Source organism: Streptomyces sp. YJ-C3 (genome assembly GCF_053891275.1).
The window spans coordinates 5,714,338-5,736,510 of record NZ_CM132685.1; the positions used below are offsets into that span (position 1 = coordinate 5,714,338).

20 protein-coding genes are annotated in these 22,173 nt (G+C 71.1%); 15 read left to right on the forward strand and 5 right to left on the reverse strand.

What is annotated here, in order from left to right; genetic code table 11:
* Nucleotides 1-5: 5 nt before the first annotated feature.
* Nucleotides 6-1,382: a tannase/feruloyl esterase family alpha/beta hydrolase gene (locus tag ACVHNB_RS25475; protein WP_456225997.1), complete on the forward strand. Its 1,377-nt coding sequence runs from the start codon at nucleotides 6-8 to the stop codon at nucleotides 1,380-1,382.
* Here the strand turns inward: ACVHNB_RS25475 and ACVHNB_RS25480 are convergent.
* The gene (locus ACVHNB_RS25480) at nucleotides 1,379-1,561 is read right to left on the reverse strand and encodes a hypothetical protein (RefSeq protein WP_428956367.1); all 183 of its coding nucleotides are present in this window, start codon (nucleotides 1,559-1,561) and stop codon (nucleotides 1,379-1,381) included. The genes ACVHNB_RS25475 and ACVHNB_RS25480 overlap by 4 nt on opposite strands.
* A 170-nt stretch (nucleotides 1,562-1,731) precedes the next feature.
* Nucleotides 1,732-2,799: a fatty acid desaturase family protein gene (locus ACVHNB_RS25485; RefSeq protein ID WP_428956366.1), complete on the reverse strand. Its 1,068-nt coding sequence runs from the start codon at nucleotides 2,797-2,799 to the stop codon at nucleotides 1,732-1,734.
* Between the two features lie 340 nt (nucleotides 2,800-3,139).
* On the opposite strand from ACVHNB_RS25485, the gene ACVHNB_RS25490 reads away from it, so the two are divergent.
* From ACVHNB_RS25490 to ACVHNB_RS25515, 6 genes are all read left to right on the forward strand, one after another.
* Entirely contained in the window at nucleotides 3,140-5,950 is a 2,811-nt protein-coding gene (locus ACVHNB_RS25490) for a DEAD/DEAH box helicase (RefSeq protein WP_456225998.1), read from the forward strand.
* Nucleotides 5,947-7,248: an SWIM zinc finger family protein gene (locus ACVHNB_RS25495; RefSeq protein WP_456225999.1), complete on the forward strand. Its 1,302-nt coding sequence runs from the start codon at nucleotides 5,947-5,949 to the stop codon at nucleotides 7,246-7,248. The genes ACVHNB_RS25490 and ACVHNB_RS25495 overlap by 4 nt, the downstream gene beginning before the upstream one ends.
* 136 nt (nucleotides 7,249-7,384) lie before the next feature.
* Nucleotides 7,385-8,467, forward strand: coding sequence for a type III polyketide synthase (locus ACVHNB_RS25500; protein WP_428956363.1), 1,083 nt, complete (start codon nucleotides 7,385-7,387; stop codon nucleotides 8,465-8,467).
* Nucleotides 8,464-9,684, forward strand: coding sequence for a cytochrome P450 (locus ACVHNB_RS25505; protein ID WP_456226000.1), 1,221 nt, complete (start codon nucleotides 8,464-8,466; stop codon nucleotides 9,682-9,684). The genes ACVHNB_RS25500 and ACVHNB_RS25505 overlap by 4 nt, the downstream gene beginning before the upstream one ends.
* Entirely contained in the window at nucleotides 9,681-10,214 is a 534-nt protein-coding gene (locus ACVHNB_RS25510; RefSeq protein WP_428956361.1) for a cupin domain-containing protein, read from the forward strand. Before ACVHNB_RS25505 ends, ACVHNB_RS25510 begins: the two co-directional genes overlap by 4 nt.
* Before the next feature lie 92 nt (nucleotides 10,215-10,306).
* Nucleotides 10,307-11,059: an SDR family NAD(P)-dependent oxidoreductase gene (locus tag ACVHNB_RS25515; RefSeq protein WP_428956360.1), complete on the forward strand. Its 753-nt coding sequence runs from the start codon at nucleotides 10,307-10,309 to the stop codon at nucleotides 11,057-11,059.
* A gap of 16 nt (nucleotides 11,060-11,075) precedes the next feature.
* On the opposite strand, the gene ACVHNB_RS25520 is transcribed toward ACVHNB_RS25515, so the two are convergent.
* The gene (locus ACVHNB_RS25520) at nucleotides 11,076-12,302 is read right to left on the reverse strand and encodes an acyl-CoA dehydrogenase family protein (protein WP_428956359.1); all 1,227 of its coding nucleotides are present in this window, start codon (nucleotides 12,300-12,302) and stop codon (nucleotides 11,076-11,078) included.
* Nucleotides 12,303-12,465: 163 nt separating this feature from the next.
* Here ACVHNB_RS25520 and ACVHNB_RS25525 point away from each other — a divergent pair, with 163 nt between their 5' ends.
* A complete protein-coding gene (locus ACVHNB_RS25525; RefSeq protein WP_428956358.1) occupies nucleotides 12,466-13,119 on the forward strand; it encodes a TetR family transcriptional regulator in 654 nt (217 codons plus the stop codon).
* 39 nt (nucleotides 13,120-13,158) lie between these two features.
* Here the strand turns inward: ACVHNB_RS25525 and def are convergent, their stop codons facing one another.
* Nucleotides 13,159-13,710: a peptide deformylase gene (def, locus tag ACVHNB_RS25530; RefSeq protein WP_428956357.1), complete on the reverse strand. Its 552-nt coding sequence runs from the start codon at nucleotides 13,708-13,710 to the stop codon at nucleotides 13,159-13,161.
* A 140-nt stretch (nucleotides 13,711-13,850) separates the two neighbouring features.
* Between def and ACVHNB_RS25535 the strand changes: the two genes are divergently transcribed.
* The 7 genes from ACVHNB_RS25535 to ACVHNB_RS25565 all read left to right on the forward strand — a co-directional run bounded on the left by ACVHNB_RS25535 (nucleotide 13,851) and on the right by ACVHNB_RS25565 (nucleotide 20,409).
* Nucleotides 13,851-15,089 (forward strand): Mur ligase family protein, encoded by a 1,239-nt coding sequence (locus tag ACVHNB_RS25535; protein WP_428956356.1) that lies wholly within the window; start codon nucleotides 13,851-13,853, stop codon nucleotides 15,087-15,089.
* 36 nt (nucleotides 15,090-15,125) lie between these two features.
* Complete coding sequence (locus tag ACVHNB_RS25540) at nucleotides 15,126-15,857, forward strand: type 1 glutamine amidotransferase (RefSeq protein WP_428956355.1); 732 nt, start codon at nucleotides 15,126-15,128, stop codon at nucleotides 15,855-15,857.
* Between the two features lie 221 nt (nucleotides 15,858-16,078).
* A complete protein-coding gene (locus tag ACVHNB_RS25545) occupies nucleotides 16,079-17,104 on the forward strand; it encodes a 6-phosphofructokinase (protein WP_428956354.1) in 1,026 nt (341 codons plus the stop codon).
* A 139-nt stretch (nucleotides 17,105-17,243) separates the two neighbouring features.
* Nucleotides 17,244-18,197: a cytochrome c oxidase assembly protein gene (locus ACVHNB_RS25550; RefSeq protein ID WP_428956353.1), complete on the forward strand. Its 954-nt coding sequence runs from the start codon at nucleotides 17,244-17,246 to the stop codon at nucleotides 18,195-18,197.
* 101 nt (nucleotides 18,198-18,298) lie between these two features.
* The gene (locus ACVHNB_RS25555; RefSeq protein ID WP_324768595.1) at nucleotides 18,299-18,457 is read left to right on the forward strand and encodes a hypothetical protein; all 159 of its coding nucleotides are present in this window, start codon (nucleotides 18,299-18,301) and stop codon (nucleotides 18,455-18,457) included.
* 140 nt (nucleotides 18,458-18,597) lie between these two features.
* Nucleotides 18,598-19,314 carry a lysophospholipid acyltransferase family protein gene (locus ACVHNB_RS25560; protein ID WP_428956352.1) on the forward strand — a complete coding sequence of 239 codons (717 nt, stop codon included), beginning with the start codon at nucleotides 18,598-18,600 and terminating at the stop codon, nucleotides 19,312-19,314.
* A 60-nt stretch (nucleotides 19,315-19,374) separates the two neighbouring features.
* Complete coding sequence (locus ACVHNB_RS25565; protein ID WP_456226001.1) at nucleotides 19,375-20,409, forward strand: NAD-dependent epimerase/dehydratase family protein; 1,035 nt, start codon at nucleotides 19,375-19,377, stop codon at nucleotides 20,407-20,409.
* A gap of 77 nt (nucleotides 20,410-20,486) precedes the next feature.
* On the opposite strand, the gene ACVHNB_RS25570 is transcribed toward ACVHNB_RS25565, so the two are convergent.
* Nucleotides 20,487-22,103, reverse strand: a complete 1,617-nt coding sequence (locus ACVHNB_RS25570; RefSeq protein ID WP_456226002.1) for an alpha/beta hydrolase — start codon at nucleotides 22,101-22,103, stop codon at nucleotides 20,487-20,489.
* Nucleotides 22,104-22,173 lie beyond the last annotated feature (70 nt).

Sequence of the window (22,173 nt, forward strand, 5' to 3'; positions counted from 1 at the left end):
TCCCCATGCGCACGCCCAGATCCGTTCCTTTGTTGGCCACGGCGCTCGTGGCCCTGGCCGCTTCTGGGCCGCAGGCCGCGAGCGCGGCCTCCCCGCACGAGGCCCCTTGCACGCGCCAGACGCACGCGCGCGTGCCGGGCGCACAGTTCCAGCAACGGGCCTGCCTGGACGACCTGACGACCGCCGGTCTCGCGGGCACCCCGTACACCGACACCGCCGACCAGGCCGGTCTGACCGCGGCCGGGACGCGGAACCCGTCGGGCGTGCCCGGGATGCAGATCGACGGATACTTCGGTGACGACTCGCACACGAACACGACCCACGGCTGGGACCACGACGCCCAGTTCGTGGTCCGGCTGCCCGACCGCTGGAACGGCGGCCTGGTGGTGACCGCCTCGCCGGGCAACCGCAAGCAGTACGCGACCGACAAGGCGATCTCCGACCGGGTCCTGTCCCAGGGGTACGCGTACGCGGCGACCGACAAGGGCAACACAGGACCGGACTTCTACCGGGACGGGGCGCGTCCCGGGGACGCCGTCGCCGAGTGGAACGCCCGCACGACACAGCTCACCCGGGCCGCCAAGAAGGCCGTGGCCCAGCGCTACGGTCGCGCGCCGCAGCGCACGTTCATGACCGGCATCTCCAATGCGGGGTATCTCACGCGCTGGCAGTTGGAGAACCGTCCGGAGCTGTACGACGGGGGTGTCGACTGGGAAGGCGTCCTGTGGACGGCGGACGGGCCCAATCTGTTGACCTCCCTGCCCACGGCCGTGGCGCTCGGGCAGGGAACGGCTGATGCGGGCGACATGTATGCGGCGGGTTTCGCGCGCGGCTCGGAGTTCCTGTGGCCGTATCACCAGAAGGCGTACTGGGGGCTCACGCAGAAGGTGTACCGCGCGGAGTTCGACCCCGGGTACGACGCCGACTGCCCCGGTACGTCCGCCGGTTCGACGACGGAGGAGATCCTCGCCCCGTGTGCGTCCGACGCCGTCTACGACTACGCGACACGCCCCGCCTCGGTGCGCCGGGCCGTCGCGCGCGTGGCGCTGACCGGACGCGTCGGGAAGCCGCTGATCACCCTCCAGGGCGATCTGGACACGCTGCTGCCGATCGCGACGGACGCGGATGTGTACGCGCGCATGACCGATGCCGAGGGGCGCGGCCGGCTGCATCGCACGTACAGGATCAGCGGCGGCACGCACACGGACGGCCTGTACGACACCTATCCCGACCGGCTCCGGCCGATCCTGCCGTGCTACCGCGACGCCTTCGACACGCTCACCCGTTGGGTGCGGAGCGGGACGAAGCCGCCCGCGGACCGGACCGTCGCACGGCCCACGGACGGTGACGTCGTCAACTCGTGCTCGGTGAGCGCCTCTTAGCGCCCGATCTCCCTGCGGGTGACGCGGCGGAGCCTGCGCCGCTGCGAGGAGTCGAGCATCAGGTACGCGGCGGTGGGCACGCCGAGCACGATGAGCAGGGCCGCCCACCAAGGCAGCCAGATCAGCAGGATGATCCCGGCTGCCACGCCTCCCGCGGCGATCTTCGCGTTCTTCGACATGTGTGTGGCCTCCTTCGGGGCGGCTCGCCCTCGGCTGGGTGGGGCGGGCTCGCCTCTGCTCTGAGAAACGGGCCCGCGACGTCCACGGTTCCGGCGCACGACCCTGATACGACCCTGATCCCGCGCCCCTGAGATACCCCCGGGACGGCGTACCACTGCCGGGAGGCACGTCAGATGTCGGCCCTCAGGGGCTCTCCCACTTCATACATGTGGCGCAGGGCCTGGCGATAGGAGTCGACGAGTCCGGTCTCCGCGAACGGGATGCCCAGGTCGCGGCAGTGGGCCTTCACCATGGGCTGCGCGAGCCGCAGATGGGGCCGGGGCATGCTCGGGAAGAGGTGGTGCTCGATCTGGTAGTTGAGACCTCCGAGGAACCAGTCGGTCAGGGCGCCGCCCTTGATGTTCCGCGACGTGAGGACCTGGCGTCGCAGGTGGCCCCACTTGTCGCCATCGGGGTCGGGCATGTCCATGCCCTTGTGGTTGGGCGCGAAGGCCATGCCCAGGTGCAACCCGAACAGCGCCTGGTGGAGCGCGGCGAAGGCGAGTGCGTGGCCGAGCGGCATGGTGGTCAGCAGCAGGGTCACGTAGCCGACGACGTGGGCCACGAGGAGCGCACCCTCCACCAGGCGCTCCCGGCCGGTCTGCCGGCGCAGGTCCTGAAAGCCGTAGAGCTTCAGGGCGAGGCCTTCGAGCAGCGTGAGCGGGAAGAACAACCAGGCCTGGTGGCGGGTGAGCCAGCCGCGCAGGCCCACGCGTGTCGCGGCCTGCCCGCTGGTGAACACGAGCACGTCGGCGGCCACGTCGGGATCCTTGTCGATGTGGTTGGGGTTGGCGTGGTGCCTGTTGTGCTTGTCGTTCCACCACGCGTAGCTCATGCCCAGCAACAGGTTGCCGTGGATCAGGCCGATGACGCGGCTCGCCGACCGGTTTCCGGTGATCTGGGCGTGGCCCGCGTCGTGGCCGATGAATGCCGTGCGCGCACACAGGACGGCGAGGGCGGGGGCCAGGGCGAGTACCCACCAGGTACTGCCGATGAGCGCCATGCCGGTGACGACCGCGGCCAGGGTCAGGGCGTTGACTCCTATGGTGCGCAGGTACCAGCCGGTGCGCCGGTCCAGCAGGCCCTGCCCCTTGATGGCGCGGAGCAGCGGCGTGAACTCGCTTCCTCCTTCCGGTGGGGACTGCCGCGCGGCGGCTCCTGTGGCGTCTTCCGGGAGGGTTCCGACGGCCAAGGCCATGGCAGTTCTCCGTCTCTGGAGGGCGGGGTCGATACGGCGGACCTCGCATCGGCCCGGCCTCGAAAAACCTATGAATCAGGGGCCTTGGACAGCCATGGCGCCACCACCCGACTGCGGGAGGGGGCCAGCCCGCCCCCGACGGGGGGTTAGCCACACCCTTGAGGGTTCGGTGAGACACATCACGACATGAAGGCGTCCGTCCGGCGGTGACGGCGGTGTACCCTCGCCGACTCCAGGGCGAGTAGTCAAAATTGAGGAATACGAGGAAGCTGCCATCTCCGAGCACACGCATCCCGCACCCACTCCCGTCGAGACCTCCGAACTCGTCCGCTGCTGTGCGGTGTTCACGCCGGGAGACCCGGCGCGCACCTCGACCGTCGCCTTCTGGCGACCCGACGGCGGCGAGCCGCCCCTCCCGGACGCGGGCACCCGCGTCGAGCTGTCGCTGGCGCTGCCCGAGGACGGCGGTGCCGACGGTGTCGAGCGGGTGACGGTCACCGCGGTCGCGCTGCCCGTGCGGTCGGCGCTTCCGGTCCTCACGCGCGCGCGTGCCTCCGCGCAGGCCGACTCGACGACGGCCTTCTGGGGTGCGGCCGCCCTGCTCGCGCTCCAACTCGCCGCTCGGGGGATGCTGTTGCCCGGGCTGAGCGCCGATGATCACGACGCGTGGCGTGCCGGGCCGCTGCGGCCCGAGGATCTGGAACGGGTGCGGGAGCTGGCCGCCGCGATGCCGCCCGAGGCCCACGCGGCTCCCATGGACGACAGCGGACCGCTACGGCTGCACGCCCCCGAGCGGCTGCTGCGGGCCTTCCTCGACGCGGTGGCCGACACCCTGCCCCGCTCCCCCGCCGCCGCGCTCGCCACGGGCACCCCGGCGTTCGCGGCGCGGGCACCGCAACGGGTTCCCGAGCTGCGGCCGTGGGCGTCCGACGTGGCGGCCGGGCACGACGCGGGCGTGCGGATCTCGCTGCGTGTGGAGGTGCCCGGTCTCGCACAGGTCACCGACGACGAGACCCGCCTGCCGTTCCGCGCCGTGCTGCAGATGCACAGCGTCAGCGATCCCGCGCTGGTCGCGGACGCGGCCGAGGTCTGGGCGGGCGTCGGCGCCTCCGGCAAGGCGTTCGGGGCGCGGGCGCGGATGGACGCGCTGCTGGCCCTGCGACGTGCCGCGCGCGCGTGGACGCCGTTGGCCCCGCTGCTGTCCGCCACCGTCCCGGACGCGGTCGAGCTGGCCGACGACGAGGTGAGCGAGCTGCTCGGGGAAGGGACACGGGCGCTGTCCGCGGCCGGGGTCGAGGTGCACTGGCCCAGGGAGATGGCCCGCAAGCTGACGGCCCGGGCGGTGATCGGTCCGCCCGAGGGCGACGGCCAGGACGCGCTCTCCTCGGGCGCCCCGTCGTTCCTGTCCGCCGACGCGCTGCTGGCGTTCAACTGGTGGTTCGCCATCGGCGACCAGGAGTTGAGCCGCGAGGAACTGGACCGGCTCGCCGAGGCGAACCGTCCCGTCGTGCGGCTGCGCGACCAGTGGGTGCTCGTCGATCCCGAGCAGGCCCGGCGCGCCCGTGCCCACCAGGACCGCAAGGTGACGCCGGTCGACGCGCTGAGCGCCGTGCTGACGGGCTCCACCGAGATCGACGGCCGCCGGGTCGACGTGCGGCCCACCGGCTGGCTGACGGGGCTCAGGGACCGCCTGGCGGACCCCGAGGGCATGGACCCCGTCGGGCAGCCGGCCGCGCTCGCCGCCGAGCTGCGCGACTACCAGTTGCGCGGCCTGAACTGGCTGGCCCGCATGACCTCGCTCGGCCTCGGCGCCTGCCTCGCCGACGACATGGGCCTCGGCAAGACGATCACGCTGATCTCGCTGCACCTGCACCGGCAGGACGCACGGGAGACAGCCGGACCCACGCTCGTGATCTGCCCGACGTCGCTCATGGGCAACTGGCAGCGCGAGATCGAGAAGTTCGCGCCGGGTACCGCGGTACGCCGCTTCCACGGCGGGCGCCGCTCCCTGGAGGACCTGGCCGACGGGGAGTTCGTGCTCACCACGTACGGCACCATGCGCCTGGACGCTGCTCAACTGGCGGAGGTGTCCTGGGGGATGGTGGTCACCGACGAGGCGCAACATGTGAAGAACCCGCATTCGGCCACGGCCAAGGAGCTGCGCACCATCGGTGCCCGCGCGCGGGTGGCGCTCACGGGCACCCCGGTGGAGAACAACCTCTCGGAGCTGTGGGCGATCCTCGACTGGACCACGCCGGGTCTTCTGGGCCGACTCGGCACCTTCCGCACGCGCTACGCGCAGGCCGTCGAGGGAGGCAAGGATCCGGCCGCGGCGGAGCGCCTGGCGAAGTTGGTGCGTCCCTTCTTGTTGCGGCGCCGCAAGTCCGACCCGGGCATCGCCCCCGAGCTGCCGCCGAAGACCGAGACCGATCGGGCCGTCTCCCTCACCAAGGAGCAGACAGGCCTCTACGAAGCGGTGGTGCGCGAGACCCTCGCGGAGATCTCAGGAGCGGACGGTTTCGAACGGCGCGGCCTGATCGTCAAGCTGTTGACGGCCCTCAAGCAGATCTGCAACCACCCGGCGCAGTACCTGAAGGAGGACGAGCCGCGCATCGCCGGCCGCTCCGGAAAACTGGAGCTCCTCGACGAACTGCTGGACACGATCCTGGCCGAGGGCGCGAGCGTGCTGGTCTTCACCCAGTACGTGCAGATGGCGCGCCTTGTGGAGCGGCATCTGGCGGGGCGCGGAATTCCGTCGCAGTTCTTGCACGGAGGTACCCCGGTCGCGGGGCGCGAAGCCATGGTGCAGCGCTTCCAGGACGGGGACGTGCCGGTCTTCCTGCTCTCCTTGAAGGCCGCGGGCACCGGGCTCAATCTCACGCGCGCGGAACACGTGGTGCACTACGACCGCTGGTGGAACCCGGCCGTGGAGGCCCAGGCCACGGACCGCGCGTACCGCATCGGGCAGACCCGTCCGGTGCAGGTGCACCGGCTGATCGCCGAGGGGACGATCGAGGACCGCATCGCCGACATGCTGCTGCGCAAGCGGGAGCTGGCGGACGCGGTGCTCGGCGCGGGCGAGTCGGCCCTGACCGAACTGACCGATGCCGAGCTGGCCGATCTGGTCGAGCTGCGAGGGGGCGCCCGATGAGTGAGCCGTACGACGAGCAGGGCGCGTTCCCCGACGACGCGGACACCGAGGAGCGCACGTTCGCCGCGCTGCCGGCCGCGCACGGCCGGGGCTTCGCCGGGACGTGGTGGGGGCAGGCCTGGGTGAAGGCCCTGGAGGACACGGCGCTCGACCTGGCACAGCTCAAGGCGGGACGCAGGCTGGCGCGTGCCGGGGCGGTGGGCGCGGTGTCGGTGCGGCCGGGGCGCATCACCGCGGTCGTCGAGGACCGCGGCGGCGTCCTGCACCGCTCGGACGTGCTGCTGCAGCGGCTCGACGAGGACGCCTGGGACCGCTTCCTGGACATGGTCGTCGAACGCGCCGGGCACATCGCGGCTCTGCTGGACCGCGACATGCCGCCGCACCTGGTGGAGGACGCGGCCGCCGCCGGTGTGGAACTCCTGCCGGGTATCGGCGACTTGGAGCCGCGCTGCGACTGCGGGGCCTGGGACCACTGCGCGCACACGGCCGCGCTGAGCTATCAGCTGGCCCGCCTGCTCGACCAGGATCCGTTCGTGCTGCTCCTGCTGCGCGGACGAGCCGAGCGGGCGCTCCTCGACGAGCTCCAGGCCCGCAGCGCCGCGAGCGCCGAGCCCGAGGCCGAACCGTCCCAGGAGGTCGAGGGCGTGGACGCGGCGGAGGCCTACGCGTCCGCGGTCGTGCTGCCGCCGCTGCCCGGACCCCCCGGGCTGCCGCCGGAGCCGGGGCTGCCGCCGTCCTTGGACACGGAGGCGCCGCCGCCGGAGGACACGGATGTCGCCGCCCTGACGTTCCTGGGCGCGCAGGCCGCGGTGGAGGCGCATCGGCTGCTCGCCGAGGCACTCTCCGCGGGGCACGAACAGCACGCCGCGTGGCCGGAGCTCTCCCTGTCGCAGGACGCCGTACGGCTGGCCGCCGCCGGACCGGAGCGGCACATCGCCGAGCGGCTCGCGCGGGGATCGGGCCGGGACCGCGAGGGCCTGGCGCTGGCCGTGCGCGCCTGGGAGCACGGAGGCGCGGCCGCCCTCGCCGTCCTGGAGGAGGAGTGGACCCCGGACCCGGAATCGGCGGCACGCGCGCGTGCCGCCCTGGCGACGGCCTGGGAGCCGGGCGAGGAGCCCGCGCTCAAGGCCGCCCGCGGCCGCTGGACCGTCTCCGGCGAGGACGCCCAGCTGCGTCTGGGGCGCGACGGACGCTGGTGGCCGTTCCGCAAGGAGCGGGGCCGCTGGGCCCCGGCGGGTCCGGCGGTCTCCGACCCGGCATCGGCCCTGGCCACAGCGCTGGGGACCGGCGAGGAGTAGCGCTTCGCAAGCCCGTCGCACGACCGGCATGGAGTAGTCCGACGGGACGAACGGCGCGCGACGGGTGATCGTGGGTGAACCTCCCTCATCGAGGGAGGCATCCTTCAGCCGGGGGGCGACAAGAAGGCGCAGGCTCATGGCCACTTTGTGCAGACCCGCTGTCTCCGTACCGGAACATGTGATCACCATGGAGGAGACGCTCGCTCTGGCACGTTCCCACCATGCCGGTCACCCTCAACTCCCGCTGGCGCTCCGCCTGATCGAGAACACGGGCGTCCGGACCCGGCACATCGTGCAGCCGATCGAGGAGACCCTGAAGCATCCGGGGTTCAAGGAGCGCAACGCGCTCTACGAAGCGGAGGCCAAGGCCCGGGTGCCCGCGGTGGTCCGCCGCGCGCTCGACGACGCGGGGCTGCGCACCAAGGACATCGACGTGATCATCTACGTGTCGTGCACCGGCTTCATGATGCCGTCGCTGACGGCGTGGCTGATCAACGAGATGGACTTCTCCAGCGACACCCGCCAGATACCGATAGCCCAGCTGGGCTGTGCCGCGGGCGGCGCCGCGGTGAACCGGGCGCACGACTTCTGTACGGCCTATCCGGACGCGAACGCGCTGATCGTGGCCTGCGAGTTCTGCTCCCTGTGCTACCAGCCGACCGACCTCGGCATCGGCTCCCTCCTGTCGAACGGTCTCTTCGGGGACGGCGTCGCGGCGGCCGTGGTGCGCGGCCGCGGCGGTACGGGCATCACCCTGGAGCGCAACGGCTCGTACCTCATCCCGAAGACCGAGGACTGGATCGCGTACGACGTCCGCGCCACCGGGTTCCACTTCATGCTCGACAAGCGGGTGCCGACCACCATGGAGCCGCTGGCGCCGGCCCTCAAGCAGCTGGCCGGGATGCACGGCTGGAACGCCTCGGAGCTGGACTTCTACATCATCCACGCGGGCGGCCCGCGCATCCTGGACGACCTCAGCACGTTCCTCCAGGTCCCGCCGGAAGCCTTCCGGTTCAGTCGGGCCACGCTCACGGAGTACGGCAACATCGCCAGCGCCGTGGTGCTCGACGCGCTGCGCCGGCTGTTCGACGAGGGCGGCGCGCCCGACACGGCCCGCGGCCTGCTCGCCGGGTTCGGCCCCGGCATCACCGCGGAGATGTCCCTGGGGCGCTGGAGCCGCCAGGACCGGCCCGCAGAGCTCGCGGAGGCCGTCGTATGACCGAGGACACCACCACGCGCCCGCCGGTCCGCCCGTGGCCCGCTCTGGACCTCCACGGGGTCGACTTCGACCCGGTCCTGTCCCGGCTGATGGACGAGGGCCCGGTGACCCGCATCGAGCTGCCCAACGGCGAGGGCTGGGCCTGGCTCGTGACGCGCTACGACGACGTGCGCACCGTGACCAACGATCCGCGGTTCAGCCGTGAGGCCGTCGTCGGCCGTCAGGTCACCCGCCTGGCACCGCATTTCATCCCGCAGGCGGGCGCCGTCGGCTTCGCGGACCCGCCCGACCACACGCGGCTGCGCCGCTCCGTCGCGGCGGCCTTCACCGCGCGCGGCGTCGAACGGCTGCGGACACGGGCACAGGACATGCTCGACGAACTGGTCACGGGCGTCCTGCGGGACGGCCCGCCCGCCGACCTCACGGAGCGGCTGCTCGCGCCGTTCCCCATCGCCGTCATCTGCGAACTCATGGGCGTTCCCGCGGACGACCGGCAACTGATGCACACCTGGACGCAGTTGATCCTGTCGTCCGCGCACGGCGCCGAGGTCAGCGAGCGCGCCAAGAACGAGATGTCCGCCTACTTCGCGCGCCTGATCCGCTCGCGCGACGACGGCACGGGTGAGGACGTGACGTCCTTGTTGGGCACGGCGGTCGGCGCGGGCGAGCTGACCGAGGACGAGGCGGTCGGTCTGGCCGTGCTCGTCCAGATCGGCGGCGAGGCCGTCACCAACAACTGCGGCAACATGACCTACATCCTGCTCACCCGCCCCGACCTCGCCGAACGGCTGCGCGCCGAGCCGGCGCTGCGCCCTCGGGCCATCGACGAACTACTGCGCTACATCCCGCACCGCAGCGCTGTCGGCCTCTCGCGGATCGCCATGGAGGACGTCGACATCGCGGGCGTGCGGATCAGCGAGGGCGATCCCGTCTACGTGTCGTACCTTTCGGCCAACCGCGATCCCGACGTGTTCCCGGATCCCGACAGCATCGATTTCGACCGCGCGCCGAACCCGCACGTCTCTTTCGGCTTCGGCCCGCACTACTGCGTCGGCGGCATGCTGGCGCGCCTCGAGTCGGAGCTTCTGGTGGGGGCGCTGCTGGACCGCTTCCCCGATCTGCGTCTCTCCGTACCCGCCGAAGACGTCCCCTTCCGCAAGGGGGCGTTGATCCGCGGTCCCGAGGCGATGCCGGTGACCTGGTCGGCGGCAGGATGACCGCGCTGACACCGTCCGAGGGACTTCTGGTGCCGCCCGGTCACGGCCGCACCGTGCAGACGGCGGCACAACAGGTCACGTTCAAGGTCACCGGGGACCATTCCCGCATCGCCTCGAGCTTCGAGGTCGTGGTGCCTCCCGGGTTCGACGTCGGCGCCCATGTGCACACGAAGAGCGAGGAGTTGTTCTACGTCCTCGAAGGCGAACTGGACGTCCTCGCCTTCGAGCCGCGCGTGCGCACCGTGGACAACTGGCAGCGCTGGCGCTCCCCTTCGGGGGGCGAGGTCGTGCGGGCCACGCCCGGAACCGTGATCGTCGTGCCGCCGGGCTGCCCGCACGCTTTCGCGAACCCGACCGACACGCCGGCGAAGATGTTCTTCCAGGCGTCTCCCCCGCCCGACCACGAACGCTACTTCGACGAGTTGCTGGAGATCCTCTCCGCGGACGGGCCACCGGACCACGCGGCGATCGCGGAACTCCGCACCCGGTACGACATCGAGCAGCTGACTCCGCTGCGCCACGGCCGGTAGACCGTCCGCGGACCGAGCCCGGTGGGCGGTGTCGGCACGCCACTATGCGTACGAGGACGAACCGGTCCCCCATGACGAGGAGTTGGTGCGCAGTGCTGCTCGACGGGAAAACGGCGCTCGTTTACGGAGCGGGAGGAGCCGTCGGCGGGGCCGCGGCGCGCGGGTTCGCGAAGGAGGGCGCCTCGGTGTTCCTCGCGGGGCGCTCCCTGGAGCCCGTGGAACGGGTCGCTGCCGCGATCAGGGAGGCCGGGGGCAGCGCCGAGGCCTTCCAGGTCGACGCGCTCGACGAGACGGCCGTACGCGGGTTCGTGGACGGGGTCGCCGAACGGACGGGGCGGATCGACATCTCGTTCAACCTCATCGGCGTCGGAGACATCCAGAAGCCCCTGACGGAGATCACCGTCGAGGAGTTCCTGGCCCCGATCGAGAACACGATGCGCACGCAGTTCCTCACCACACAGGCGGCGGCCCGTCATATGGCGGCCCGCGGGTCGGGCGTCGTCCTCGCCTTCGGCGGCTCCGGCACCGAGACCCAGCCGGGCCTGGGCGGTTTCAAGGTGTCCCTGGACGCCCTCGAGGGCCTGCGCCGGCAGTGGGCGTGCGAGCTGGGCCCGTCCGGCATCCGCGTGGTGACCCTCAAGACGGGCGGGATCCCGGAGAGTCTCCCCAAGGACTTCGCCGGCCGCGAGGAGCTCACCGAGATGCTGACGGAACCGACGCTCCTCGGGCGTACGGCGACGCTCTCCGACGTGGGCGAGGTCGCCGCTTTCGTGGCCAGCGACCGCGCCCGCACGATGACGTCCGCGACCGTGAACGTCTCGTGCGGGGCGCTGGTCGACTACTGAGGCCGGGCGCGACAGGCTAGCGGATCGGCATCCCGGAGAGGGTGCGGGCGATGACCAGACGCTGGATCTCGCTCGTGCCCTCGAAGATCGTGTAGATCGCCGCGTCACGGTGCATGCGCTCCACGGGGTACTCCCGCGTGAAGCCGTTGCCGCCGAGGATCTGGACGGCCTGCGCGGTGACCTTCTTGGCGGTCTCGCTCGCGAACAGCTTGGACATGGAGCCCTCGGCGTTCTCGAACTTCTTGCCCGTGGTCGCCATCCAGGAGGCACGCCACACCAGGAGACGCGAGGCGTCGATCTGCGTCCGCATGTCGGCCAGCTGGAAGGCGACACCCTGGTTGTCGATGATCGGGCGGCCGAACTGCTCGCGCGTCTTCGCGTACTCGAGGGCCTCTTCGTACGCGGCGCGGGCCGTGCCCACCGCCATGGCGCCGACGGCGGGGCGCGAGGCCTCGAAGGTGGCCATCGCGGCGTTCTTCACGCGCTCGCCGCCCTTCTTGGCCTTCTCGCGCGCGCGGGCGAGGCGCTCGTCGAGCTTGTCCTTGCCGCCGAGCAGGCAGGAACCGGGCACCCGGACGTTCTCCAGGACGACCTCGGCGGTGTGCGAGGCGCGGATGCCGTGCTTCTTGAACTTCTGGCCCTGGGAGAGGCCCGGGGTGTTCGGCGGGACGATGAAGGAGGCGTGTCCCTTGGAGCCGAGCTCGGGGTCGATGGAGGCGACGACCACGTGGACGTTCGCGATACCGCCGTTCGTCGCCCACGTCTTGGTGCCGTTGAGGACCCACTCGTCCTTGGCCTCGTCGTAGACGGCCCGGGTGCGCATGGAGGCGACGTCGGAACCGGCGTCCGGCTCGGAGGAGCAGAAAGCCGCCACCTTCACGTCGTTCACGTCGCCGTACATCTGCGGGATCCAGGTGCCGATCTGCTCCTCGGTCCCGTTGGCGAGGACGCCGACCGCGGCGAGGCCCGTGCCCACGATCGACAGGGCGATGCCCGCGTCGCCCCAGAACAGCTCCTCCATGGTCATCGGAATGCCGAGACCGCTCGGGTCGAAGAACTGCTGCGCATAGAAGTCGAGGGAGTAGATTCCGAGCTTGGAGGCTTCCTGGATGACCGGCCAGGGCGTCTCCTCGCGCTCGTCCCACTCGGCGGCCGCGGGGCGGATCACATCGGCGGCGAATCCGTGCAGCCAGTCACGGACTTCCTTCTGCTCGTCGTTGAGATCCATCGTGAACTCGGCCATGACCCCTCCAGGGCTGCAAACACTGCACATGTTACTTGCGGTAACGAGAGTCTGTTACTGGCCAGTAGCCAATGTCAACCTCCGAGTGCGCGTTCGATGCCGCAAAGCCGGTGAGTGTTACCTTTCGCGTGCGTCAAGCCATCGCACGGGCGGGGAGATCCTCATGGAGACCACACAGCGGACCGATCAGCGCGCGGAGCAGCAGTCCGCCGCCGAGCGCCGGCGGCGCGAGCTGCTGGAGGCCGCTGACCGCGTCGTGCTCCGGGACGGACCGGGCGCCTCGATGAACGCCATCGCGGCCGAGGCCGGGATCACCAAGCCGATCCTGTACCGGCACTTCGGCGACAAGGGCGGGCTCTACGCGGCCCTCGCCACACGCCACACGGACGCCCTGCTCGCCTCCCTGCGCGCCGCGCTGGACGCGCCCGCGGCGCGCCGTGAGCGTGTGGAAGCGACACTCGACACCTACTTGGCGGCGATCGAGGCCAGGCCTCAGGTCTACCGGTTCCTGATGCATCCGGCGGAGGGGTCCCCCGGCGATTCCGGCTTCGACGTGGGACGCCACTCGGCCCCGCTGCTGCGCCGGATGGGCGAGGAACTGGCCGAGGTCATCGAGGAACGCGTGGACCTCGGACCGGGCAGCCAGCAGCTGGCCCGCGTCTGGGGGCACGGCATCGTCGGGATGATGCACGCCGCCGGCGACTGGTGGCTGGGCGAACGGCCCTGTACGCGGGCCGAATTGGTGCAGGGACTGGCCGACCTGCTGTGGGGACGGCTGGCCGCCGCCGGCGACAAGGTGGGCGGGCCCGGGTTCTGAGGCTCGCCCAATCGCGCCGGGCCGGCCGGGCCGGCCCGTCTACAGGGCCGTGCTCCGCGCCCAGGGTGCCCGCGCCGCCTGACGGAGCACCCGGCGCCGGCGCCAGCCGGTGACCCGGTCCGTGTACGTACGGCCCTCCACGTGGTCGCACTCGTGCTGAAGGCACCGCGCGAACCAGCCCGTGCCGTGGATCACCACAGGGGCGCCCGTCATGTCGAAGCCCTCCACGCGCGCGTGGTCGAAGCGGGGCGTGCCCGCCTCCAGGCCCGGCAGCGACAGGCAGCCCTCGGGGCCGCGCACGACGACGCCGTCCGCCTCGACCAGACGCGGGTTCACGACGTGACCTACGTGACGCACATCGTCGTCGTCCTCGCAGTCGTACACGAAGACCCGCAAGGATTCGCCGACCTGGTTGGCGGCGAGGCCGACGCCCTGGGCCGCGTACATCGTGGCGAACATGTCCTGCACCAGCGCCGCGAGCGACGGCCCGAAGTCCGTGACGTCCGCACAGGGTTGGTGCAGCACGGGATCGCCGAGCAGGGTCAGGGGTCGTACGCGCCCGGAGGCGCCCGGGATCGAGCCGTGTCGCATGGCCGTAAGGGTACGGTCCGACCTGCACCCCGATCCGCTGGTGGTGCCGCGGTTCGGGCTTGTCAGAGGATCTCGATAGGCTGAGGCAGGATAGCGATGCCCGGGGCAGGCGCGGCGCCGTACGCAAGGAGGACCCAGGAATGTCAGGCAACTCGGAGTCGATGACTCCGCGGGCCAAGCTGGCCGTGACGGCCGGGAAGGCCGCGGCCGCGGTGTCGCGAGCGGCGGGCCGCGGCAGCGGATCGGTGATCGGCGGCAAGGTCGCGCTCAGGCTCGACCCCGAGCTGCTCGGACGGCTCGCCCAGCACCTCGACGTCGTGCTCGTCTCGGCGACGAACGGCAAGACGACGACCACGCGCCTGATCGCCGAGGCGCTGCGCGCCAGCGGCCCCGTCGTCTCGAACGCGCTGGGCGCGAACATGCCGGCGGGCATCACGTCCGCCCTGGCCGGCGGCTCCGACGCCAAGTTCGGCGTCATCGAGGTCGACGAGAAGTACCTGGCCGGCGTCGCCCGCGACACCGGCCCCAAGGCGATCGCCCTGCTCAACCTGTCGCGCGACCAGCTCGACCGCGCCGCCGAGACCCGGATGCTCGCCGAGAAGTGGCGCGAGGGCCTGGCCGGTTCGAAGTCCATCGTGATCGCCAACGCCGACGACCCCCTCGTGGTGTGGGCCGCCTCCTCCTCGCCGAACGTGGTGTGGGTCGCCGCCGGCCAGGAGTGGAAGGACGACGCCTGGTCCTGCCCGGCGTGCGGCGGCGTGATGCAGCGCCCCGGCGACGACTGGTTCTGCGGCGAGTGCGGCTTCCGGCGCCCGACCGCGAGCTGGGCGCTGCAGGGCGACTACGTCCTGGACCCGCACGGTTCCGCCTGGCCGATCCACCTCCAGCTGCCGGGCCGGGCCAACAAGGCGAACGCGGCCTCCTCGGCCGCCGTCGCCGCCTGCTTCGGTGTGCCGCCGCAGGTCGCCCTGGAGCGCATGTACCAGGTGCAGGCCGTGGCCGGCCGCTACGACGTCGTGCAGTTCCAGAACCGCGACCTGCGTCTGCTGCTCGCGAAGAACCCCGCGGGCTGGCTCGAAACGTTCACTCTGATCGACCCGCCGCCCACCCCCGTGATCCTTTCGGTGAACGCGCGGGGCGCCGACGGCACCGACACCTCCTGGCTGTGGGACGTCGACTACACGCGTCTCGCCGGACACCCGATCTGCGTGATCGGTGACCGCAAGCTCGACCTCGCGGTCCGCCTCGAGGTCGCCGGCCTGGACTTCCGGGTGTGCGAGACGCTCGACGAGGCGGTGCAGCTGTCGCCGCAGGGCCGGATCGAGCTCATCGCCAACTACACCGCGTTCCAGGACGTCCGCCGCCGCGTGGGCAACTGACCGGATCTGCACGAGGACCAGCTAAGGATCATGAGCATGAGTGACAACAGCCTGCGTCTGGTGTGGGTCTACCCCGACCTGCTGAGCACCTACGGCGACCAGGGCAACGCCCTCGTGGTGGAGCGCCGGGCCCGTCAGCGCCGTCTTCAGGTCGAGCGCTACGACGTGCGCAGCGACCAGCCGGTGCCCACCTCCGGCGACATCTACCTGATCGGCGGCGGCGAGGACCGCCCGCAGCGCCTCGCGGCCGAGCGGCTGCGCCGCGACGGCGGTCTGCAGCGCGCCGTGGCCAACGGCGCGATCGTCTTCTCCGTGTGCGCCGGGTACCAGATCCTCGGCCACGAGTTCATCAACGACCTCGGGGAGCGCGAGCCGGGCCTCGGCCTGCTCGACGTCGTGTCCACGCGCGGCGAGGGCGAGCGGTGCGTCGGCGACGTACTGGGCGACATCGACCCGCAGTTGGGCCTGCCGCCGCTGACCGGTTTCGAGAACCACCAGGGCGTCACGCACCTCGGCCCGTCGGCGCGGCCGTTCGCCCGTACCCGGATCGGCAAGGGCAACGGCACGGGGGACGGCACCGAGGGCGCCTTCAACGACACCGTGTTCGGCACGTACATGCACGGGCCGGTGCTGGCCCGCAACCCGCTGATCGCCGATCTGCTGCTGAAGCTGGCGCTCGATGTGAACGCGCTGCCGCCGGTGGATGACCAGTGGTACGAGGCGCTCCGCAACGAGCGGATTGCTGCTGCTACCGCACAGCCCGCCTGAGCGTCCGCCCCTTCTGTCCGTCCCGCGGGCGCGGGTGCGTCGTGGTCGATCACGCGGTTCCCCGCGCCCCTTAAGGGCGCGTCCGCGCCCATCTGAGCGGGCCTGTCCACCTGGCGGACGCCCCTTACGGGCGCACCCCGGAACGCCGCTAAGGTAGCGGCGATCCAGCCGGACGATGTGGTCCGGTCATCGGCCCACGTTTGCAAAGGTATTCCGGGCTTATGCGTATTGGTGTCCTCACCTCCGGCGGCGACTGCCCCGGTCTGAATGCCGTGATCCGTTCGGTCGTGCACCGTGCCGTCGTCGACCACGGCGACGAGGTCATCGGCTTCCACGACGGGTGGAAGGGCCTGCTCGAGTGCGACTACCGCAAGCTGGACCTCGACGCGGTAGGCGGCATCCTCGCCCGCGGCGGCACCATCCTCGGCTCCTCCCGCGTGCAGCCGGCCCATCTGCGGGACGGTGTCGAGCGGGCCAAGGGGCACGTCGCCGATCTCGGTCTCGACGCGATCATCCCGATCGGCGGTGAGGGCACGCTCAAGGCGGCCCGGCTGCTGTCCGACGGCGGTCTGCCGATCGTCGGCGTACCGAAGACCATCGACAACGACATCGCCGTCACCGACGTGACGTTCGGCTTCGACACGGCCGTCGGTGTGGCCACCGAGGCGCTCGACCGGCTGAAGACGACGGCCGAGTCGCACCAGCGGGTGCTGATCGTCGAGGTCATGGGGCGGCACACCGGCTGGATCGCGCTGCACTCGGGCATGGCCGCGGGCGCCCACGCGGTCGTCGTGCCGGAGCGGCCCTTCGACATCGACGAGCTGGCCAAGAAGGTCGGCGAGCGGTTCGAGGCCGGCAAGAAGTTCGCCATCGTCGTCGCCGCCGAGGGCGCGAAGCCCCGGGCCGGCTCGATGGAGTTCGACGAGGGCGGCAAGGACGTCTACGGCCACGAGCGGTTCGCCGGGATCGCGCGCCAGCTCTCCGTCGAGCTGGAGCAGCGGCTCGGCAAGGAGGCGCGTCCGGTGATCCTCGGCCATGTGCAGCGCGGCGGTACCCCGACCGCGTACGACCGGGTGCTGGCGACGCGCTTCGGCTGGCACGCGGTGGAGGCGGTGCACCGCGGAGAGTTCGGCAAGATGACCGCGCTGCGCGGCACCGACATCGTGATGGTGTCGCTCGCCGAGGCCGTCGAGACGCTGAAGACGGTGCCCGCGGAGCGCTACGCCGAGGCGGAGTGCGTGCTCTGAGGTCCGCCGCTTCCACGGCTTCTCCCGTCGCGTCTTTAGTCGCGCTTTGAAGGAACTGCCCCCGGCCGAACCCTCGGCCGGGGGCAGTTCTACTCTGGTGGCGCACAATCCGTACGAAACGAGCAACAGGAGCCGGCGGATGGATCACAGCGGGCACGGCATGAACATGGATCTGCCGCCGTTCACGCTGGGGCGCGGCCTCGCCTGGTCGGCCGACCCCTTCTTCCTCGTCGGCTGCCTCCTGGCCCTCGCCCTCTACGGGTGGGGCGTCGTCCGGCTCGCGCGGCGCGGCGACTCCTGGCCGGTGGCACGGACCGTCGCCTTCGTCGTGGGTGTGCTCACCATCGGTCTCGTGATGTGCACCAAGCTGAACGACTACGGGATGGTCATGTTCAGCGTGCACATGGTGCAGCACATGGTCATCAGCATGCTGTCGCCGATCCTGCTGCTCATGGGCGCCCCGATCACGCTCGCGCTGCGGGCGCTGCCGGTCTCGGCGCAGCGCGGCAGCAAGGGTCCGCGCGAGCTTCTGCTGATGCTGCTGCACAGCCGCTACATGCGGATCATCACGCACCCGGCGTTCACGATCCCGCTCTTCATCGCCAGCCTCTACGCGCTCTACTTCACGCCGCTGTTCGACTTCTTGATGGGGTCGAAGGTCGGGCACATCGCGATGATGGTGCACTTCCTCGCCGTGGGCGTGGTGTTCTTCTGGCCGATCATGGGCGTGGACCCGGGGCCGCACCGTCCCGGCTATGTGATGCGGATGCTGGAGCTGTTCGCGGGCATGCCGTTCCACGCCTTCTTCGGGATCGCTCTGATGATGGCGAGCACGTCGATGGTCGGTACGTTCGACAACCCGCCGGCCTCGCTCGGCATCGATCCGCTCTCCGACCAGGTCGCGGCGGGCGGGATCGCCTGGGCGTTCAGTGAGGTGCCCTCCGTCCTGGTCCTGCTCGCACTGCTGTTCCAGTGGAAGAAGTCGGAGGACCGTCAGGCCCGCCGCAAGGACCGCGCCGCGGACCGGGACGGCGACAAGGAGCTGGCGGCGTACAACGCCTACCTGGCCTCGCTGAACGCGCGCGGACAGTAGCGCCACCACCCCCTCACGGGTGACTATGGCCTTCTGGCCGCGGCTCGGGCGCCGCACAACATCACCGTTCGCCGTCCGGGCTGCCGGGAGGAGCGTGTGTGATGCCCGGATCCACGAAGACGATGGGTGTGTTCACGGTCGGCGGCCTGGTGGCCGTCACCGCCTACACGGTCGCCCTCGGCAGCAACGGCTGGCTGTGGTTCGGCTGGGTCGTGCTCGGCCTGATCACGGTCGCGATGGTGGCCTCCCGCAGCGCCTGATCCCATGGATCGCGGGGTACGAGGGCCGCACAAGGCTTGATCGGGCTCTCGCGTGCGCGCTGCCGAGTGACTACTGTGCGCACGCACCACGTCCGTGCCGGCGATGCGGGTCACGGGCTCCATGGGGGAAGGCGACCGGCATGTTCTACCGACTGCTGAAGTACGTGATCCTCGGTCCGCTGCTGCGGCTGATGTTCCGGCCGCGGATCGAGGGGCTCGAGCACATCCCGGAGTCGGGTGCGGCGATCATCGCGGGCAATCACCTGTCGTTCTCCGACCACTTCCTGATGCCGGCGATCATCAAGCGGCGGATCACGTTCCTGGCGAAGGCCGAGTACTTCACCGGGCCGGGCATCAAGGGACGTCTGACGGCCGCGTTCTTCCGCAGTGCGGGGCAGATCCCGGTCGACCGGTCGGGCAAGGAGGCGGGGCAGGCCGCGATCCGTGAGGGGCTCGGGGTGCTGCGCCGCGGCGAGCTGCTCGGCATCTATCCGGAGGGCACGCGCTCGCACGACGGGCGGCTCTACAAGGGCAAGGTCGGCGTCGCGGCGATGGCGCTGAAGGCGCAGGTCCCGGTGGTGCCGTGCGCGATGATCGGCACGTTCGAGGCGCAGCCGCCGGGTCAGAAGATCCCGAACATGCGGCGGGTGACGATCCGGTTCGGTGAGCCGCTGGACTTCGCGCGGTACGCCGGGATGGACGGCGAGAAGGCGATCCTGCGCGCCGTCACCGACGAGATCATGTACGCGATCCTGGAACTGTCCGGGCAGGAGTACGTCGACAAGTACGCGGCGCTCGTCAAGGCGGAGGCCGAGGAGGCGAAGGCGCGGAGGTTCCCGAGGATGCCGCTGAGCTGACTCCTCTGCGCTGAGCAGAATCCGATGGGCATGCCGCGTCGGCCGACGTACGGTCCGGGCATGAAGACGGCTTTGGTGATCGGTGGGGCAGGGCAGATAGGGCGGGCCTCGGTGCGGGCGCTCGCGCGGGACGGCTGGGCGGTGACGGCCGCCTCGCGCGGCGGCGGGCGGGACGCGTCCTGGCCCGACGAGGTGCGGTCGGTGCGGCTCGACCGGGAGGACGACGCGGCGCTCACGGCGCTGGTCGGGGACGGTGTCGACCTGGTCGTGGACATGGTGGCCTTCACGCGGCCGCACGGGCGGCAGCTCGCGGGGCTCGCCGACCGGATCGGTTCGGCCGTGGTGATCTCCAGTGGCGCCGTGTACGAGGACGATCAGGGCCGCAGCTTCGACACCCAGGAGGAGCCCGACGGCAAGCCGCGCTTCCCGGTGCCCGTGCCGGAGACGTGGCGGACGGTCGGGCCGGGCGACGCGACGTACGGGACCCGCAAGGTGCAGCTGGAGCAGGACCTGCTGGAGCTCGGCGAGAAGCTGCCGACGACGCTGATCCGCGCGAGCGCGGTGCACGGCCCGCACTGCCGGACGCCGCGGGAGCTCTACTTCGTGAAGCGGAACCTCGACGGGCGGCGCAGGCGTGTGCTCGCGTACAACGGGGAGAGCCGTTTTCATCCGGCGAGCGTGGCCAACCTGGCGGAACTGGTGCGGCTCGCGGCGGCCCGGCCCGGCTCGCGGGTGCTGAACGGGTCCGACCCGGACTCCCCCACGGTCGCCGAGATCGGCGCCATGATCGACGCGCTGATGGGTGTGGAGACGGAGACGGTCCTGGTCGAGGGGCCGCCCCCGGCGCCGGCGGTCGGGGACACGCCGTGGTCGCTGCCGTACCCGTTCGTCTTCGACATGTCCGCGGCGGAGCGGGAGCTGGGGTACCGGCCCGTCACGACGTACGCCGACGCGCTGCCGGAGACGGTGGACTGGCTGGCCGGGCGGCTGCGGGAGCAGGACTGGGTGGACGGCTTCCCGAAGATGGTGGCGTCGTACACGACCGGGATCTTCGACTACGCGGCCGAGGACGCCTGGCTGGCCGCCCGGGGCTGACCGCGCAGGACACGAGCAAGGCCCGGCCCTCGCATGCGCTGCGGGGGCCGGGCCTGTTGTTCGCGCTCAGGCGGACGTCACGGCTTCGGAGTGGCGTGCGGGGCGCACGTCACGTCCTTGCTGTCGGTCTTGCCGGTGAGCAGGTAGGTGTCGACACGGTCGTTGATGCAGGGGTTGGTCAGACCGGTGACACCGTGCGAGCCCGCGTCCTTCTCGGTGATCAGGCGGGAGCCCTTGAAGCGCTTGTGCAGCTCGACGGCGCCCTCGTACGGGGTGGCGGCGTCGCGCTCCGACTGGACGATGAGGACGGAGGGCAGACCCTTGCCCGTCTTCACGTCGAGCGGCGTCTGCTGCTTCGTCTTCCACGTGGCGCACGGCAGGTTCATCCACGCGTTGGCCCACGTCATGAACGGGTACTTCTTGTGGAGCTCGGTGTTGTCCTTGTCCCACTTCTTCCAGCTGGTGGGCCACTTGGCGTCGGCGCACTCGACCGCGGTGTAGACCGCGTTGCCGTTCTCCGAGGACGCGTTGCCCGCGGTGTCCGACATGTCGGGGGCGATGGCGTCCACCAGGGCCTGCGTGTCGCCGGCGACGTACTTGCTCCACGTCTGGGCGACGGGCACCCACGAGGAGTCGTAGTACGGCGCGCTCTGGAAGAAGCCGATCAGCTCGGCCGGGCCGACGACCCCGCCGAGGGGGCTCTTCTTCGCGGCGGCGCGCAGGGTCTCCCACTGCTGCTGGACCTTGGCGCGCGTGTCGCCGAGGTGGAAGGTCGCGTCGTTCTTGGCGACCCAGTCCTGCCAGTCCTTCCAGCGGCCCTCGAAGGCGATGTCCTGGTTCAGGTTGGCCTGGTACCAGATGTTGTCCTTCGCCGGGTTGACGACACTGTCCACGATCATGCGGCGGACGTGGCCCGGGAAGAGCGTGCCGTAGACGGCGCCCAGGTAGGTGCCGTAGGAGACGCCCAGGTAGTTGAGCTTCTTCTCACCGAGGGCGGCACGGATGACGTCGAGGTCGCGCGCGGTGTTCGGCGTCGTCATCTGCGGCAGCATCTCGCCGCTCTTCTCGTAGCAGCCGTCCGCGTACTCCTTGGCGAGCTTGCGCTGGGCGCGCTTGTCCGCCTCGGTGTCGGGGACCGGGTCGGCCTTGGGCGCCTTGACGAACTCCTGCGGGTCGATGCAGGAGATCGGCGCGGAGTGGCCGACGCCGCGCGGGTCGAAGCCGACGAAGTCGTACGCCTTCGAGGTCTTCGCCCAGAGCGGGTTCTTGGTGGTGACCCGGGTCGGGAACCGCATGCCCGAGCCGCCGGGACCGCCCGGGTTGTAGACGAGGGCGCCCTGGCGCTCGCTCTTGGTGCCCGTGCTGACGGCACGGTCGACGGCGAGCTTGATCTGCTTGCCGTACGGCTTGGCGTAGTCCAGGGGCACGGTGACCCAACCGCACTGGATCGGCTGGGCGAAGCCCCAGTCGGCGGGGCAGTCCTTCCAGTCGATGCCCTTCTTCGCAGCCTTGGCCGCGGCGACGGCGGCACCCTTCGCCTCACGGTCCTGGGTGCTGCTGCCGTGGTGGCGCGCCTCGGCGCTGGCGGAGGGGGCGGCGACCGCTCCCGCTATCAGCGCCGCCGCGGCGAACGCGCCCGCGGAGCCGATCACCACCTTCCGGCTGCCACGACTCGTCTGTCGAGTCCGTCTCAAGTGAGCCCTCCCGCACATCGATTCGATCGTTACGTCGATCGTGTTGCCGATCGGTACGCGGATCCTGTCG

Bases quoted from the DNA above. Each gene is read 5' to 3' on its own strand.
- ACVHNB_RS25535 (WP_428956356.1), top strand. From the start codon at position 13,851: ATGTCAGGCAACTCGGAGTCGATGACTCCGCGGGCCAAGCTGGCCGTG.
- def (WP_428956357.1), bottom strand. From the start codon at position 13,710: ATGCGACACGGCTCGATCCCGGGCGCCTCCGGGCGCGTACGACCCCTG.
- ACVHNB_RS25545 (WP_428956354.1), top strand. From the start codon at position 16,079: ATGCGTATTGGTGTCCTCACCTCCGGCGGCGACTGCCCCGGTCTGAAT.
- ACVHNB_RS25505 (WP_456226000.1), top strand. From the start codon at position 8,464: ATGACCGAGGACACCACCACGCGCCCGCCGGTCCGCCCGTGGCCCGCT.
- ACVHNB_RS25525 (WP_428956358.1), top strand. From the start codon at position 12,466: ATGGAGACCACACAGCGGACCGATCAGCGCGCGGAGCAGCAGTCCGCC.
- ACVHNB_RS25565 (WP_456226001.1), top strand. From the start codon at position 19,375: ATGAAGACGGCTTTGGTGATCGGTGGGGCAGGGCAGATAGGGCGGGCC.
- ACVHNB_RS25555 (WP_324768595.1), top strand. From the start codon at position 18,299: ATGCCCGGATCCACGAAGACGATGGGTGTGTTCACGGTCGGCGGCCTG.
- ACVHNB_RS25540 (WP_428956355.1), top strand. From the start codon at position 15,126: ATGAGTGACAACAGCCTGCGTCTGGTGTGGGTCTACCCCGACCTGCTG.
- ACVHNB_RS25500 (WP_428956363.1), top strand. From the start codon at position 7,385: ATGGCCACTTTGTGCAGACCCGCTGTCTCCGTACCGGAACATGTGATC.
- ACVHNB_RS25520 (WP_428956359.1), bottom strand. From the start codon at position 12,302: ATGGCCGAGTTCACGATGGATCTCAACGACGAGCAGAAGGAAGTCCGT.
- ACVHNB_RS25510 (WP_428956361.1), top strand. From the start codon at position 9,681: ATGACCGCGCTGACACCGTCCGAGGGACTTCTGGTGCCGCCCGGTCAC.
- ACVHNB_RS25480 (WP_428956367.1), bottom strand. From the start codon at position 1,561: ATGTCGAAGAACGCGAAGATCGCCGCGGGAGGCGTGGCAGCCGGGATC.
- ACVHNB_RS25495 (WP_456225999.1), top strand. From the start codon at position 5,947: ATGAGTGAGCCGTACGACGAGCAGGGCGCGTTCCCCGACGACGCGGAC.
- ACVHNB_RS25485 (WP_428956366.1), bottom strand. From the start codon at position 2,799: ATGGCCTTGGCCGTCGGAACCCTCCCGGAAGACGCCACAGGAGCCGCC.
- ACVHNB_RS25475 (WP_456225997.1), top strand. From the start codon at position 6: ATGCGCACGCCCAGATCCGTTCCTTTGTTGGCCACGGCGCTCGTGGCC.
- ACVHNB_RS25550 (WP_428956353.1), top strand. From the start codon at position 17,244: ATGGATCACAGCGGGCACGGCATGAACATGGATCTGCCGCCGTTCACG.
- ACVHNB_RS25560 (WP_428956352.1), top strand. From the start codon at position 18,598: ATGTTCTACCGACTGCTGAAGTACGTGATCCTCGGTCCGCTGCTGCGG.